The organism is Streptomyces sp. NPDC050211, assembly GCF_040656035.1.
GTDB lineage: Bacteria > Actinomycetota > Actinomycetes > Streptomycetales > Streptomycetaceae > Streptomyces.
Window position 1 is genome coordinate 41,816 of sequence record NZ_JBFALC010000063.1, and the last position, 15,605, is coordinate 57,420.

The 15,605-nt window shown below is 70.8% G+C and carries 10 protein-coding genes, 2 pseudogenes and 1 riboswitch; of the genes and pseudogenes, 7 read left to right on the plus strand and 5 right to left on the minus strand.

Annotation, left to right across the window (positions count from 1 at the left end; translation table 11 throughout):
• The first annotated feature begins 38 nt into the window (after positions 1-38).
• The 7 genes and pseudogenes from AB0I98_RS39945 to AB0I98_RS39975 all read left to right on the plus strand — a co-directional run.
• Entirely contained in the window at positions 39-260 is a 222-nt protein-coding gene (locus AB0I98_RS39945) for a hypothetical protein (RefSeq protein WP_301978834.1), read from the plus strand.
• 117 nt (positions 261-377) lie between these two features.
• Positions 378-510: riboswitch (cobalamin riboswitch) on the plus strand.
• Between the two features lie 101 nt (positions 511-611).
• Entirely contained in the window at positions 612-1,553 is a 942-nt protein-coding gene (locus tag AB0I98_RS39950; RefSeq protein ID WP_362950477.1) for a cobalamin biosynthesis protein, read from the plus strand.
• Entirely contained in the window at positions 1,550-3,061 is a 1,512-nt protein-coding gene (locus AB0I98_RS39955; RefSeq protein WP_362950479.1) for a cobyric acid synthase, read from the plus strand. Before AB0I98_RS39950 ends, AB0I98_RS39955 begins: the two co-directional genes overlap by 4 nt.
• Complete coding sequence (cobN, locus tag AB0I98_RS39960; protein ID WP_362950481.1) at positions 3,058-6,714, plus strand: cobaltochelatase subunit CobN; 3,657 nt, start codon at positions 3,058-3,060, stop codon at positions 6,712-6,714. Before AB0I98_RS39955 ends, cobN begins: the two co-directional genes overlap by 4 nt.
• A complete protein-coding gene (locus AB0I98_RS39965) occupies positions 6,711-8,723 on the plus strand; it encodes a putative cobaltochelatase (protein WP_362950482.1) in 2,013 nt (670 codons plus the stop codon). The genes cobN and AB0I98_RS39965 overlap by 4 nt, the downstream gene beginning before the upstream one ends.
• Entirely contained in the window at positions 8,723-9,331 is a 609-nt protein-coding gene (gene cobO, locus AB0I98_RS39970) for a cob(I)yrinic acid a,c-diamide adenosyltransferase (RefSeq protein ID WP_362950484.1), read from the plus strand. The genes AB0I98_RS39965 and cobO overlap by 1 nt, the downstream gene beginning before the upstream one ends.
• Positions 9,331-10,114, plus strand: a pseudogene (locus AB0I98_RS39975) (cobyrinate a,c-diamide synthase); the annotation flags it as partial. The gene cobO and the pseudogene AB0I98_RS39975, both read left to right, overlap by 1 nt.
• Positions 10,115-10,187: 73 nt before the next feature.
• Here the strand turns inward: AB0I98_RS39975 and AB0I98_RS39980 are convergent.
• From AB0I98_RS39980 to infB, 5 genes and pseudogenes are all read right to left on the minus strand, one after another.
• Positions 10,188-11,414, minus strand: a pseudogene (locus tag AB0I98_RS39980) (trypsin-like peptidase domain-containing protein); the annotation flags it as partial.
• A 252-nt stretch (positions 11,415-11,666) separates the two neighbouring features.
• Complete coding sequence (gene truB / locus AB0I98_RS39985; protein WP_362950485.1) at positions 11,667-12,572, minus strand: tRNA pseudouridine(55) synthase TruB; 906 nt, start codon at positions 12,570-12,572, stop codon at positions 11,667-11,669.
• Entirely contained in the window at positions 12,569-13,015 is a 447-nt protein-coding gene (gene rbfA, locus AB0I98_RS39990) for a 30S ribosome-binding factor RbfA (protein WP_210579003.1), read from the minus strand. The genes truB and rbfA overlap by 4 nt, the downstream gene beginning before the upstream one ends.
• Positions 13,016-13,054: 39 nt before the next feature.
• Positions 13,055-13,348: a DUF503 domain-containing protein gene (locus AB0I98_RS39995; protein WP_362950486.1), complete on the minus strand. Its 294-nt coding sequence runs from the start codon at positions 13,346-13,348 to the stop codon at positions 13,055-13,057.
• A gap of 195 nt (positions 13,349-13,543) precedes the next feature.
• A partial coding sequence (gene infB / locus AB0I98_RS40000; RefSeq protein WP_362950487.1) for a translation initiation factor IF-2 occupies positions 13,544-15,605 on the minus strand: 2,062 nt, incomplete at its 5' end.

Genomic DNA, 15,605 nt, shown 5'->3' on the forward strand with positions numbered 1-15,605 from the left:
CCGGTTTCCCCCACCCGGCTTATCCAGAAAGCAGCAACATGAAGATCGACTGGGCGGCCCTCGGCTCCGTCTTCGGCGTCAGCCTCGTGGTCACCGTGGCCCTCGTGTCCCTGTTCACCCTCGGCGTCGCGGGCCTCTCCCGCCGCGAACGCGCCGTGTCCCAGGGCGACTCCGCCGCACTCGCGGTCACCGGCGCGTACACCTGCTTCGCGGCCTGCGCGGCGGCGGTGGGCTATGGGATCTATCTGATCGTCGCCTGACACGCGGCACGTGCAAGCACCCGGGTGCGGGACGGACCACCGTCCCGCACCCAACCTGTGTGTGGGCCTCAGCACACTCTCCCGCCGCAGGTCAACGGCAAGTTGACGGCCCTTCCAACCCCGTGGTGGACTGCCGGGGCCATGTACGGCGGCAGAAGAGGAAGCCGGTGTGAATCCGGCGCGGTCCCGCCACTGTCACCGGGGTAGAAAGCCCCGGGAGCCAGGAACTCTCGCCGCCGGTCTCGTCGAACCAGGGCGTGGACACCCTGAGTGAGGACATATCGCGATGCTCGGCTGCCGTTCGAGGTGCAGTACCAGGTCTCTGTCTGACCCCGCGGTCGGCTGAGCTCCATGCGTGCCGATCGCGACTTCGCGTACGGCGCCGCCGCCGGACTCCTCGGCGACCTGTTGCTCGGCGATCCGCGCCGGGGGCATCCGGTCGCCGCGTTCGGGCGGGTCGCCGGGGCCGTGGAAAAGGTGTTGTGGCGCGACCATCGCGGATGGGGCGCGCTGCACACCGCCGTGTGCGCCGGTGGCGCCGTGGCCGTCGGGGCGCTCGCCGCTCGTGTCGTACGTACGTCCCCTGCCGCCTCCGTCGCCCTGACCGGCGCCGCCACCTGGGCGGTCGTCGGGGGGACTTCGCTTGCCCGGGAGGCCCGGGGCATCGGGCGTGCGCTGGAGGCGGGGGACGTCGAGGGTGCGCGGGCGCGGCTGCCGCATCTGTGCGGGCGGGATCCGCAGGCGCTCGATGCGGACGGGATCGCCCGGGCCGTTGTGGAGTCCGTCGCCGAGAACACCTCCGATGCCGTCGTGGGGGCGCTGGTGTGGGGCGCTGTGGGGGGTGTTCCCGGGCTCGTCGGATTCCGGGCCGTGAACACGCTCGACGCCATGGTGGGGCACAAGTCGCCCAAGTACCGGCGGTACGGCTGGGCTTCGGCCCGGCTCGACGACATGGCGGGGTGGCCGGGATCGCGGCTGACCGCCGTACTCGCCACCGTCGCCGGCGGTGACCCCCGTGCGGCCGTACGAGCCTGGCGCACCGATGCCGCCCAGCACCCGAGCCCCAACGCCGGGCCCGTGGAGGCCTCGTTCGCCGGGGCGCTGGGCGTGCGGCTGGGCGGGACGCTGTCGTACGGCGGCCGGGTCGAGCACCGGCCCGTACTGAACGGGGCCGGGCGGACCGTCGGTACGCAGGACATCGAAGCGGCCGTACGACTGTCCCGGCGCGTCGGCTGGCTCGCGCTCGGCGTCTGTGTCGCCGCGCGCCGCATCGTGAAGGGGCGTACGTCATGACGGGCGGTGGACTCCTCGTCGCCGGCACCACCTCCGACGCCGGCAAGAGCGTCGTCACCGCAGGGATCTGCCGGTGGCTGGTGCGGCAGGGGGTCAAGGTCGCGCCGTTCAAGGCGCAGAACATGTCCCTCAATTCGTTCGTGACCCGGGGGGGCGCGGAGATCGGGCGGGCGCAGGCCATGCAGGCGCAGGCCTGTCGTGTCGAGCCGACCGCGCTGATGAATCCCGTGCTGCTCAAGCCCGGTGGCGAGCAGAGCAGTCAGGTCGTGCTCATGGGGAAGCCCGTGGGCGAGCTGAGCGCGCGGGGATATCACGGGGGGCGGCAGGAGCGGCTGCTCGGGACCGTGCTCGACTGTCTTGCCGAGTTGCGGGGCACGTATGACGCGGTGATCTGTGAGGGGGCCGGCTCTCCGGCCGAGATCAATCTGCGGCGGACCGACATCGTCAACATGGGCATCGCCCGCAATGCCGGGCTGCCCGTGCTGGTGGTGGGTGACATCGACCGTGGGGGCGTCTTCGCCTCCTTCTTCGGGACCGTCGCGCTGCTCTCGCGCGAGGATCAGGAGCTCGTCGCCGGGTTCCTGGTCAACAAGTTCCGGGGGGACGTCAGCCTGTTGGAGCCCGGCCTCGACATGCTGCACGGCCTCACAGGGCGGCGGACGTACGGCGTCCTGCCCTTCCGGCACGGGCTCGGCATCGACGAGGAGGACGGGCTGCGGGTCTCCCTGCGGGGGACGGTGCGGGAGTCGGTGGTCTCGCCGCCTGTCGGCGAGGACGTGTTGCGCGTCGCCGTCTGCGCTCTTCCCCTCATGTCCAACTTCACCGACGTCGACGCCCTCGCCGCCGAACCCGGCGTCGTGGTGCGGTTCGTGGACCGGCCGGAGGAACTGGCCGACGCGGATCTGGTGGTGATCCCGGGCACCAGGGGGACCGTCCGCGCGCTGGAGTGGCTGCGGGAGCGGGGCCTCGCGGAAGCGCTCACAAGAAGGGCCGCCGAGCAGCGGCCCATCCTCGGTATCTGCGGTGGCTTCCAGGTCCTCGGAGCGCACATCGAGGACGACGTCGAGTCGCGGGCAGGGCAGGTCGACGGGCTGGGGATCCTTCCGGTCCGGGTGCGGTTCGCTCGCGAGAAGACCCTCACCCGGCCGACAGGGGAAGCCCTCGGTGAGCCCGTCGAGGGGTACGAAATCCATCACGGGGTCGCCGAAATCGATGGCGGGGAACCCTTCTTGGACGGGTGCCGGGTCGGCCAGACCTGGGGTACGCACTGGCACGGCTCGCTGGAGTCGGACGGTTTCCGGCGGGCCTTCCTGCGCGAGGTGGCCGGCGCCGCGGGCCGCCGTTTCGTGCCCGCCCCCGACACGTCGTTCGCCGCGCTGCGCGAGGAGCAGCTCGACCGGCTCGGCGATCTGATCGAACAGCACGCGGACACAGGCGCGCTCTGGCGGCTCATCGAGTCGGGCGTGCCGCAAGGACTGCCTTTCATTCCACCGGGAGCGCCCGCATGAGCACAGTGTTGTTGTTGTCGACCGCCGACACGGATCTGTTGGCGGCCCGGGCCGCTTCCGGTGCCGACTACCGGATCGGCAACCCGACCCGCGTGGACGTCGACCAGGAACTCCCCGGCCTCGTCGAGGGCGCGGACATCGCCGTCGTACGGCTGCTGGGGGGCAAACGGGCCTGGGAGGACGGGCTCGCCGCGCTCAAGGCGTCCGGTATTCCGACCGTGCTGCTCGGTGGAGAGGCCGTGCCCGACGCGGAGTTGATGGCCGATTCCTCCGTGCCCGCGGGTGTGGTGGCGGAGGCGCTGCGGTACCTCGTCGAGGGAGGGCCCGCCAACCTGACCGAGCTGGCGCGGTTCCTGTCCGACACCGTGCTGCTGACGGGTGAGGGGTTCGTCGAGCCGCAGAAGATGCCGGAGTACGGCGTCCATGGCGAGCGTTCCCCCGTCGCGGGCCGGCCCACCGTCGGCGTGCTCTTCTACCGGGCCCATGAACTCAGCGGCAACACCGCCTTCGTCGACACCCTGTGCGACGCGATCGAGGCGCGGGGCGCCAACGCCCTTCCCGTGTACTGCGGTTCGCTGCGCGGAGCCGACGCCGGGCTGTACGAGATCCTCGCGAAGGCCGACGCCCTGATCGCCACCGTCCTCGCCGCCGGCGGCACGCACGCCTCGCAGGCCTCGGCCGGCGGTGACGAGGAGGCCTGGGACATCGGGGCGCTCGCCGACCTCGATGTGCCGGTGCTGCAAGGACTTTGCCTGACCTCCTCGCGGGCCGCCTGGAACGAGTCGGATGCCGCGCTCTCCCCCATGGACGCGGCGATGCAGGTCGCGATCCCGGAGTTCGACGGGCGGCTCATCACGGTCCCCTTCTCCTTCAAGGAGCAGGGCCCGGACGACGTCCCCGTGTACGTCGCCGACCCCGAGCGGGCCGCGCGGGTCGCCGGGATCGCCGTACGACATGCGAAGTTGAAGCACAAGGCGAACTCCGACAAGAAGCTCGCGCTCGTCTTCACCGCGTACCCGACGAAGCACTCGCGCGTCGGCAACGCGGTCGGCCTCGACACGCCCGCCTCGGCGATTCAGGTGCTGGACGCCCTCAAGGACGCCGGATACAGCCTCACCGAATACCCCGACAACGGCGACGAGTTGATCCACCGGCTCATCGAGGCCGGCGGACACGACGTCGAGTGGCTGACCGAGGACCAGCTGGCCTCCGCGCCCGCGCGCGTCCCGCTCGCCGACTACCAGGCGTGGTTCGACAAGCTGGACCCGGAACTCAGGGACGGCATGGTGGAGGCGTGGGGCGAGCCGCCGGGCTCGCTGTATGTCGACGGGGACGACATCGTGCTCGCCTCGCTCCAGTTCGGGAACGTCGTCGTGATGATCCAGCCGCCGCGCGGCTTCGGTGAGAACCCGATCGCGATCTATCACGACCCGGACATGCCGCCGTCCCACCACTACATGGCGGCGTACCGATGGCTGGAGAACAGCTTCGGCGCGGACGCCATCGTGCACATGGGCAAGCACGGCACGATGGAGTGGCTGCCCGGCAAGGGACTGGGGCTCAGCGGAGGCTGCGCGCCGGACGCCGTGCTCGGTGAACTCCCGCTGATCTACCCGTTCATCGTCAACGACCCGGGCGAGGGCACCCAGGCCAAGCGCCGCGGCCACGCCACCGTCGTCGACCACCTCGTACCGCCGATGGCCCGTGCCGACACCTACGGCGACCTGGCCAAGCTGGAGCAGCTGCTCGACCAGTACGCGCTCGTGTCCGACCTGGACCCGACGAAGGCGCCGGCGGTCCGCGCGCAGATCTGGACGCTGGTCAAGGCGGCCGAGCTGCACCACGACCTGCATGTGGACGACCAGCCGGACGACGACGCGTTCGACGAGTTCGTCATGCACATCGACGGCTATCTGTGCGAGATCAAGGACGTGCAGATCCGCGACGGGCTGCACATCCTGGGCGGCGGCCCGGTCGGCGAGCCGCGCGTGAACCTCGTACTCGCCGTGCTGCGTGCCTCGCAGGTGTGGGGCGGCCAGGCGAACGCCCTGCCGGGGCTCAGGGCTTGTCTCGCGGCCCATTTCGGGCTCAGCGAGAAGGAGTTGCTGGCCGAGCCGGGGGCTCCGCTGAAGGTTCCGGTCGAGCTGTCGGACCTCGTGGACGGTCCCGCCCGTTCCGCCGCCGACGCGATCGACCTGCTGGAGCAGCTGTGCCGGTGGATGGCGGAGGGGATGGAGGAGCGCGACTGGGCGGTCTCGGCAGCCCGTTCCCTGGTCGCCGACGTTCTCGGCACCGAACTCCCGGACGCCGTGGCCGTGTTGGAGTTCGCCTGTACCGAGGTCGTGCCCCGGCTCGCGCGCACCACCGACGAGATCGGGCACATCCTCAAGGCCCTCGACGGCGGATACGTCCCGGCGGGCCCCTCCGGCTCCCCCACCCGCGGGCTCGTCAACGTCCTGCCGACCGGCCGCAACTTCTACTCCGTCGACCCCAAGGCCATCCCGTCCAGGCTGAGTTGGGAGGTCGGGCAGTCCCTCGCGGACTCGCTGGTGCAGCGGTACCTCCAGGACACCGGGGAGTACCCGAAGTCCGTGGGCCTGACGGTCTGGGGTACGTCCGCCATGCGCACCCAGGGCGACGACATCGCCGAGATCCTCGCGCTGCTCGGCTGCCGACCGGTGTGGGACGACGCCTCGCGCCGGGTGACGGGCTGCGAGATCGTGCCCCTCACCGAGCTGGGTCGTCCTCGCATCGACGTCACGGTCCGTATCTCCGGCTTCTTCCGGGATGCGTTCCCGCATGTGGTCGGGCTGATCGACGACGCGGTGCGCGCGGTAGCCGAGTTGGAAGAGCCCACCGACCAGAACTACGTGAAGGCCCACACCGACGCGGACACCGCCGAGCACGGCGACCGACGACGCGCGACGGCCCGTATCTTCGGCTCGAAGCCGGGCGCGTACGGCGCCGGGCTGCTCCCGCTCATCGACGCCCGCAACTGGCGGTCCGACGCGGACCTCGCCGAGGTGTACGCCGTCTGGGGCGGCTACGCCTACGGGCGCGGGCTCGACGGGCGGGCGGCGCGCGGGGACATGGAGACGGCGTTCAGGCGGATCGCTGTCGCCGCGAAGAACGTCGACACACGCGAGCACGATCTCGTCGACGCCGACGACTACTTCCAGTACCACGGCGGCATGGTCGCCATGGTGCGCCATCTGACGGGCACCAGCCCCGAGGCGTACGTCGGCGACTCCGCCACCCCCGACCAGGTCAAGACCCGCACCCTCGGCGAGGAGACCCACCGCGTCTTCCGCGCCCGCGTGGTCAACCCGCGCTGGATGGCGGCGATGCGCCGGCACGGCTACAAGGGCGCCTTCGAGATGGCGGCGACCGTCGACTACCTCTTCGGGTACGACGCGACGGCCGGGGTCGTCGACGACTGGATGTACGAGAAGCTGAGCGCCGAGTACGTCTTCGACCCGGAGAACCGGGACTTCATGAAGAAGTCCAACCCATGGGCGCTGCGCGGCATCACCGAGCGGCTGCTCGAAGCGGCCGACCGTGGACTGTGGGCGGAGCCCGACGCGGACACGCTGGAGCGACTGCGGGCCACGTATCTGGAGCTCGAAGGCGACCTGGAGGGCGACGACCAGTGAGTACTCCCTTTCCCTTCACGGCCGTGGTCGGCCAGGACGATCTGCGGCTCGCGCTGCTGCTGAACGCCGTGTCGCCGGCGGTGGGCGGTGTGCTGGTGCGCGGTGAGAAGGGCACGGCCAAGTCGACGGCGGTGCGGGCGCTTTCGGTGCTGCTGCCGGAGGTGGACGTGGTCGCCGGGTGCCGTTTCTCCTGCGACCCGTGCGCACCCGACCCGGGCTGTCCCGACGGACCGCACGAGACCGGCAGCGGTACCACGCGTCCCGCCCGCATGGTCGAGTTGCCCGTCGGCGCGTCCGAGGACCGGCTCGTCGGGGCGCTCGACATCGAGCGGGCGCTCGCCGAGGGCGTCAAGGCCTTCGAGCCCGGCCTGCTCGCCGACGCGCACCGCGGGATCCTCTACGTCGACGAGGTCAACCTTCTCCACGACCACCTGGTCGACCTGCTCCTGGACGCGGCCGCGATGGGTGCGTCGTATGTCGAGCGGGAGGGCGTGTCGGTCCGGCACGCCGCGCGTTTCCTGCTCGTCGGGACGATGAACCCCGAAGAGGGCGAGCTGCGGCCGCAGTTGCTCGACCGGTTCGGGCTGACCGTGGAGGTCGCTGCGTCGCGGGAGCCGGATCAGCGGGTGGAGGTCGTACGGCGCAGGCTCGCCTACGACGACGATCCGGCCGGTTTCGCGGCCCGTTGGGCGGAGGAAGAGGCGGCGGTACGTCAACGTATCGTCGCCGCACGGGAGTTGTTGCCGTCGGTGCTGCTCGGCGACGGGGCACTGCGGCAGATCGCGGCGACCTGTGCCGCGTTCGAGGTGGACGGCATGCGGGCCGACATCGTGATGGCGCGAACGGCCACCGCGCTCGCGGCGTGGGCCGGGCGGACCGAGGTGCTGGCGGAGGACGTACGACAGGCCGCGCTGCTCGCGCTGCCGCACCGGCGGCGACGGAATCCCTTTGACGCACCGGGACTTGACGAGGACAAGCTCGACGAGACGCTGGAGGAATTCTCCGGCGACGCGGACGGCGGCGGCGGCCACGATCCCGATCCTGATCCCGATGACGGTGGGCCGGGTCCGGGTGGGGGTGGCGGGGAGCCGGCTCCGGACGAGGGTCCGCAGGGTGGTGACACGGGCGCCCGGCCCGAGGCCGGTGAGGACGGCGAGCCGCAGGCCTCCGGCGGCGGGGAGCAGTCGGCCGTACGGGCCTCGGAACCGTTTCGTACGAAGGTGCTGAGCGTTCCCGGTATCGGGCAGGGTGCCGCCGGGCGGCGTTCGCGGGCGCGGACCGAGCACGGTCGGACGACGGGGGCGCGGCGGCCACGGGGGGCGCTGACCAAGCTGCATCTGGCGGCGACCGTGCAGGCGGCGGCGCCGCATCAGCGGGCGCGCGGTCGGGCCGGGCGTGGGCTCGTCGTGCGGCGGGACGATCTGCGGCAGGCGACGCGGGAAGGGCGCGAGGGGAATCTCGTGCTGTTCGTCGTCGACGCGTCCGGGTCGATGGCGGCGCGGCAGCGGATGAGTGCCGTGAAGGGGGCTGTGGTGTCGCTGCTGCTCGATGCGTATCAGCGGCGGGACAAGGTGGGGTTGGTGACGTTCCGGGGAGCGAGCGCCGATGTGGCTCTGCCGCCGACCTCGTCCGTGGATGCCGCTGCCGCTCGGCTGGAGTCCCTGCCGACCGGTGGGCGGACGCCGCTGGCCGCCGGGTTGCTGAAGGCGCATGACGTGCTGCGGGTGGAGCGGCTGCGGGATCCCGCTCGGCGGGCGCTGGTTGTCGTGGTAACGGACGGGCGGGCGACCGGTGGGCCTGAGCCGGTGGTGCTGGCCGGGCGTGCGGCTCGGTTGTTCGCCGCCGAGGGGATCGCTTCGGTGGTGGTCGACTGTGAGTCCGGGCCCGTGCGGCTGGGGCTCGCCGGGCAGCTTGCCGGTGAGCTGGGGGGTACGGCCGTGACGTTGGACGAGCTGCGGGCGGATTCCATCGCCGGGCTGGTGAAGGACGTACAGAGGAGGGCCGCGTAATGCCTCAGGGGCAGCCGAGTGTAGTGCCGGATGATGGGCTGACGACTCGTCAGCGGCGTAACCGGCCTTTGGTGGTGGTGCACACCGGGGTCGGGAAGGGCAAGTCGACCGCCGCTTTCGGGCTGGCGCTCAGGGCCTGGAATCAGGGGTGGCCCATCGGGGTGTTCCAGTTCGTCAAGTCCGCCAAGTGGAAGGTCGGCGAGGAGCGGGCGCTGCGGGTGCTCGGGGACTCCGGTGAGGGCGGGTCCGTCGCCTGGCACAAGATGGGCGAGGGGTGGTCCTGGGTGCAGCGGGACATCCAGGGTGACAACTCGACCAACGAGGAGAAGGCGCGGGAGGGCTGGGAGCAGGTCAAGCGGGATCTGGCCGCCGAGACGTACCAGCTGTACGTGCTCGATGAGTTCGCCTATCCGATGCACTGGGGGTGGGTCGACGTCGATGAGGTCGTGGCTGTGCTGCGGGATCGGCCGGGGACCCAGCATGTCGTCATCACCGGGCGGAACGCGCCCGAGAAGCTCGTCGAATACGCCGATCTCGTGACCGACATGTCCAAGGTCAAGCATCCGATGGACGTCGGGCAGAAGGGGCAGAGAGGCATCGAGTGGTGATGTCCGTTCCTCGGGTCGTCATTGCCGCGCCGTCGTCGGGCAGCGGTAAGACCACCGTTGCCACCGGGTTGATGGCCGCGTTCGCCGCGCGGGGGCTTGTCGTGTCTCCGCACAAGGTGGGGCCGGACTACATCGATCCCGGGTATCACGCGCTGGCGACCGGGCGGGTGGGGCGGAATCTCGATGCGTATCTGTGCGGGGCGGAGTTGATCGGGCCGTTGTTCGCGCATGGGGCGCGGGGGTGTGACATCGCCGTCGTCGAGGGGGTGATGGGGCTGTACGACGGGGCTGCGGGGGAGGGTGAGCTGGCGTCCACCGCTCATGTGGCGAAGTTGTTGCGGGCGCCGGTGGTGCTGGTTGTCGATGCGTCGTCGCAGTCTCGGTCTGTTGCGGCGTTGGTGCATGGGTTTGTGTCGTGGGATCCGGAGGTTCGGGTCGGGGGCGTGATCCTGAACAAGGTGGCTTCGGATCGGCATGAGGAGTTGTTGCGGGAGGCGTTGGAGTCGGTGGGGGTGCCGGTTCTGGGTGTGTTGAGGCGGGTGCCGCAGGTGGATACGCCTTCGCGGCATCTGGGGTTGGTTCCGGTTGCGGAGCGGCGGGGGGAGGCGGAGGCGGCTGTTGCGGCGATGGGGGCGCAGGTCTCCGACGGGTGTGATCTGGATGCGGTGATGGCGTTGGCGCGGAGTGCGAGGGCGTTGTCCTGTGCGGGCTGGGATGCGGCTGAGGTCCTGGCTTCTTCGCCCCCGCCGCCCCTACCCGTCCCATCCTCCAGGGGCTCCGCCCCTTCGACCCCGCCAAGGGGCTCCGCCCCCTGGACCCCCGATCGGCCTTCGGCCTCGTCCTCAAACGCCGGACGGGCTGAGATGTGCAGCAGGGCCGGCGGGAAGGTGCGGCCCGCCGTCTCCCAGTACTCCTCCCTGCACGCCAGCACCAGCTGCGCCCCCGTCTCCCGTAGCCACCTCACCGTTCCCTCCGTCCACTCCGGGAGTCGGTCGGCCAAGGACTGGGGCATGTGCTCAGGGCTGTCCAGGAGGAGGAGCAGGGGGCGGTCGGCCTCGCGGGCCACCTGGGCGAGGTGTTCCGGGGTGACGGTTCGGGGTGCTCGTTGGAGGGTGCGGCGGGTCGCGTCCGCGATCGACGTGTCCTCGGGGTGAAGGTCGGCGCCTCGGAGCCAGAGGGTGGGGGCCAGGTGGCGGCGGGTGGCCAGGGATGCCAGTTCTGTGGTGCGGCCGGTGCCCGGTGGGCCGACGAGGGCGAGGACGGAAGCCGATGCCTGGGTGAAGGCGGCGAACTCCCTTGCTGTCGCCGCCCGTTCGACCGGTTCGACCGAGATCGGCGGGGCGGCCTGACCGAGCGATGTGGCCGTGAGGTGCAGGACTCCGGCCAGGTTGAGGTCGGCGCCGTAGGCGGGGACCGTCGCCGCGTTGCGGGCCAGCAGGTCGGCGAGTGGGCCTTCGGTGGTGCGGCGCAGGGGGACTGCGAAACCCACGTCGCGGTGGCCGGACTGGAGGGCCGTGCCGAGGACGCCGAGGACGGCGCCGGTCGTGGCGTCGAGGACCGGTCCCCCGGCCGCGCCGCCGCCGAGCCGGAGTGCGTCGCGGCCGGCGGTGCCGATCGCCAACTCCAGGGCGCCGTCGAGGAGATGGAAGCGGTCGGTGGCCGTGTACGTCACGGCGGTGACGTCGAGGACGCGGGCCTCGCGCCAGCATCCGGCGAGGAGGCGGACGTATCGGCCGGTCTCGATCGTGTCCCGGACCGAGATGGGGAGCGGGTCGACGCCGAGTCCCTCGGTGTGGACGAGGGCCAGGTTCAGGGCGGGCAGCGGGGTCACCGCGTCGGCGGTCAGCAGGCAGGTGCGGTCGTCGGCGGCGTGCACCACGATCCGGGTCAGGCCGTCCACGACTTCGTGGCTGGTGACGACCGTGCCCTGGTGGTCGGCGACGAATCCGGTGCCGCGCGGGCGGCCCGCCAAGTCGTGGATGCGGACGAGGACTTCGTCCCGCCCGCCCTCTACGCCCGTGTCGTCGGCCGCGCCGGTCGGCGTCCGGCGTCCGCCTCCGGTCCGCGGGCCCCGTGCCGCCATGGTCGAACCTCCCCGCGTCCACCCGTGCTCGTATTCGACCGTAGGCACAAGATGATCAGCGGGACAGATCGCGCCGCGAACGCGCCCCCTTCCGCTCCCTCGGTTCACTCCGAGCGCCTGCCCGCACGGGTGAACAGGAGGGGGTCGGTGGATACACCCTAGGGGTGGGGGAACCGAGGGGGACCGTGGAGCGGCGGGCAGAGTACGACCCCGTGCCCGCCGCTCCACGGGCAGCCAAGGAAAAAGGGCTGCTCAGCCGAAGACGGCGAGGCTCTTCGCCTTGCCCTTCTGCTCCTCGACGAGCGCGAGGAATTGGCCGTCGGGGTCGAACACGGCCACGGCGCCCCTGCCCGCGTACTCGTCGGGCATCTCCAGCCGTACGCCGTTCAACAGCAGCCGGGCCCGCCTGGCGTCCACGTCCCAGCGCGGAAACGCCGCCGCGGCGGCCTCGGCGATCGGCATCACCGTCAGCTCCTCCTGGAGCTGGTCCAGGGTCCGGGCCGAGTCCAGCTTGTACGGTCCGACGCGCGTCCGGCGCAGCGCGGTGAGGTGGCCGCCGACGCCCAGGTCGGCGCCCAGGTCACGGGCGAGCGCCCGGATGTAGGTGCCGGACGAGCAGACCACCGAGACGACCAGGTCGAGCACGGGGGTGCCGTCCTCGGCGACGGCGTCGCGGACGTCGTACACGGCGAAGGACGAGACGGTGACCGGCCTGGCCGGGATCTCGAAGTCCTCGCCGTCGCGGGCCCGTTTGTAGGACCGCACGCCGTCGATCTTGATGGCGCTGACCTTGGACGGCACCTGCATGATCTCGCCGGTGAGCTTGGCGATCCCGGCGTCGACGGCGTCGCGGGTGACCTTCGAGGCGTCGACCGACCCCGTGATCTCGCCCTCGGCGTCGTCGGTGAGGGTCGTCTGGCCGAGGCGGATCGTGCCCAGATACTCCTTCTCGGTCAGCGCGAGGTGGCCGAGGAGCTTGGTGGCCTTCTCGACGCCGAGGACGAGCACGCCCGTCGCCATGGGGTCGAGGGTGCCGGCGTGGCCGACACGTCGTGTCCTCGCGATGCCGCGCATCTTGGCGACGACGTCGTGCGAGGTGAAGCCCGACGGCTTGTCGACGATGACAAGGCCGTCGGGCGTCCGGTTCTTCTGCGTCATTCGGCGGCGTCGTCCTCGTCGTCACCCGGCTTCTTGTACGGATCCGCGTCACCGGCGTACGCGGCACCCGCGGACACCTCGCGCACCTTCTCGTCGGAGGCACGCGCCTTGTCGAGGAGGTCCTCGATGTTCTTGGCGGTGTCCGGAAGGGCGTCCGCGACGAAGGCGAGGGTCGGCGTGAACTTCACGCCCGCCGCCGCACCCACCGCGGAGCGCAGGACGCCCTTGGCGCTCTCCAGGCCGGCCGCTGCGGCGGCCCGCTCCTCGTCGTCGCCGTACACGGTGTAGAAGACGGTCGCCTCCCGCAGGTCGCCCGTCACCCGGGTGTCCGTGATGGTGACGTGCGAGCCGAGCCGCGGGTCCTTGATCCCACGCTGCAGCTTCTGGGCCACCACCTCTCGGATGAGGTCCGCCAGCCTCTTGGCGCGCGCGTTGTCGGCCACTGGTCCGTCTCCCGTTCTTTCCTGTCTTGGTTCTCTAGATCAGTCGTCGTCGCCGCGGATCCGCCGTCTCACCGACAGCAGTTCCACTTCGGGGCGTCCGGCGACCAGCCGCTCGCACCGGTCCAGTACGTCGGTCAGATGCCCCGCGTCGCCGGACACCATCGCGAGGCCGATGAGGGCCCTGCGATGCAGGTCCGTGTGATCCACCTCCGCCGCGCTCACGGCGTACTTCCGCTGCAGCTCTGCGACGATCGGGCGGACTACGGAGCGCTTCTCCTTCAGCGACCGTATGTCGCCGAGGAGCAGGTCGAAGGACAGCGTCCCCACATACATGTGTGTAACCGGTTCACCCGCCGGTACGGGATCGATGGCCCCGCCGACTGAACGGGCGGGGACATCAAGAACCGTACATCGAAGGGCCGGGCCGATCGACGGATATTACGCTCCGTAGACCTTGGAGCGGCCGTCCACACACGCGAGCCGGCCGGCGGGAACGAGGTCCCGCCGGCCGGCATCGAACCGTTGGCATTACACCCGCGGCTTCTCCCGCATCTCGTACGTCGCGATGACGTCGTCGACCTTGATGTCGTTGAAGTTGCCGAGGTTGATACCGCCCTCGAACCCTTCGCGGATCTCGGTGACGTCGTCCTTGAAGCGACGCAGACCCTCGATGTTGAGGTTCTCCGCGATGACCTTGCCGTCGCGGACGAGGCGTGCCTTGGTGTTGCGCTTGACCTCGCCGGAGCGGATGAGGACACCCGCGATGTTGCCCAGCTTGGACGACTTGAAGACCTCGCGGATCTCCGCCGTACCGAGCTCGACCTCTTCGTACTCCGGCTTGAGCATGCCCTTGAGGGCCGCCTCGATCTCCTCGATCGCCTGGTAGATGACCGAGTAGTACCGGACGTCCACGCCCTCGCGCTCGGCCATCTGCGCGGCACGACCGGCCGCACGGACGTTGAAGCCGATCACGATGGCGTCCGAGCCCATCGCCAGGTCGATGTCCGACTCCGTGACCGCACCGACGCCGCGGTGCAGGACGCGGATGTCGACCTCTTCGCCGACGTCCAGCTGGAGCAGGGAGGACTCGAGAGCCTCGACGGAACCAGAAGCGTCACCCTTGATGATGAGGTTGAGCTGCTGGACCTCGCCGGCCTTGAGCACCTTGTCCAGGTCCTCGAGCGAGACGCGGCGCGTGCGCTTGGCGAAGGCCGCGTTGCGCTCGCGGGCGGCACGCTTCTCGGCGATCTGCCGGGCCGTGCGGTCCTCCTCGACGACGAGGAAGTTGTCGCCCGCGCCCGGGACGTTGGTCAGGCCCAGGACCTGAACCGGCGTCGACGGACCCGCCTCGGAGACGTTGTTGCCGTTGTCGTCGTGCATCGCCCGGACTCGGCCGTACGCGTCGCCGACCACCATGGTGTCGCCGACCCGCAGCGTGCCGCGCTGGACGAGGACCGTCGACACGGCACCGCGGCCGCGGTCGAGACGGGACTCGATCGCGATGCCCTGCGCGTCCTGGTTCGGGTTGGCCCGCAGGTCGAGCGAGGCGTCGGCCGTGAGGACCACGGCCTCCAGCAGGGAGTCGATGTTCAGACCCTGCTTGGCGGAGATGTCGACGAACATGGTCTCGCCGCCGTACTCCTCGGCCACCAGCCCGTACTCGGTCAGCTGACCGCGGACCTTGGTCGGGTCGGCGCCCTCGACGTCGATCTTGTTGACCGCGACGACGATCGGGACGTCGGCCGCCTTGGCGTGGTTGAGCGCCTCGATCGTCTGCGGCATGACACCGTCGTTGGCCGCGACGACCAGGATGGCGATGTCGGTCGACCGGGCACCACGGGCACGCATGGCGGTGAACGCCTCGTGACCCGGGGTGTCGATGAAGGTGATCTTGCGCTCTTCGTCGTTGACCTCGGTCGCGACCTGGTAGGCACCGATGTGCTGGGTGATGCCGCCGGCCTCGCCCGCGATGACGTTCGTCTTGCGGATGGCGTCGAGGAGCCGGGTCTTACCGTGGTCGACGTGACCCATGACGGTCACGACCGGCGGACGGATGACGAGGTCTTCCTCGCCGCCCTCGTCCTCGCCGAACTCGATGTCGAAGGACTCGAGCAGCTCACGGTCCTCCTCCTCGGGGCTGACGATCTGAACCGTGTAGTTCATCTCGCCGGCGAGGAGCTCCAGCGTCTCGTCGGAAACGGACTGGGTGGCCGTGACCATTTCGCCGAGGTTCATCATGACCGCGACGAGGGACGCCGGGTTGGCGTTGATCTTCTCCGCGAAGTCGGTGAGCGAGGCACCGCGCGACAGGCGAACAGTCTCGCCGTTGCCGCGAGGCAGCATCACGCCGCCGACCGACGGGGCCTGCATGGCCTCGTACTCCTGGCGCCTCTGCCGCTTCGACTTGCGACCGCGACGCGCGGGACCGCCGGGACGACCGAAGGCGCCCTGCGTGCCACCACGGCCACCGGGACCGCCGGGACGGCCACCGAAGCCGGGACGGCCACCGCCGCCACCGCCGGGACCACCGGGACGACCGGCGAAGCCGCCGCCACCGCCACCGCCGGGACCTGCGGGACGACCGGCGAAG

What these genes read in the sequence shown, in the direction of transcription:
- AB0I98_RS39945 (WP_301978834.1), top strand. Translation starts at nt 39, where the DNA reads ATGAAGATCGACTGGGCGGCCCTCGGCTCCGTCTTCGGCGTCAGCCTC.
- AB0I98_RS39950 (WP_362950477.1), top strand. Translation starts at nt 612, where the DNA reads ATGCGTGCCGATCGCGACTTCGCGTACGGCGCCGCCGCCGGACTCCTC.
- AB0I98_RS39955 (WP_362950479.1), top strand. Translation starts at nt 1,550, where the DNA reads ATGACGGGCGGTGGACTCCTCGTCGCCGGCACCACCTCCGACGCCGGC.
- cobN (WP_362950481.1), top strand. Translation starts at nt 3,058, where the DNA reads ATGAGCACAGTGTTGTTGTTGTCGACCGCCGACACGGATCTGTTGGCG.
- cobO (WP_362950484.1), top strand. Translation starts at nt 8,723, where the DNA reads ATGCCTCAGGGGCAGCCGAGTGTAGTGCCGGATGATGGGCTGACGACT.
- truB (WP_362950485.1), bottom strand. Translation starts at nt 12,572, where the DNA reads ATGACGCAGAAGAACCGGACGCCCGACGGCCTTGTCATCGTCGACAAG.
- AB0I98_RS39995 (WP_362950486.1), bottom strand. Translation starts at nt 13,348, where the DNA reads ATGTATGTGGGGACGCTGTCCTTCGACCTGCTCCTCGGCGACATACGG.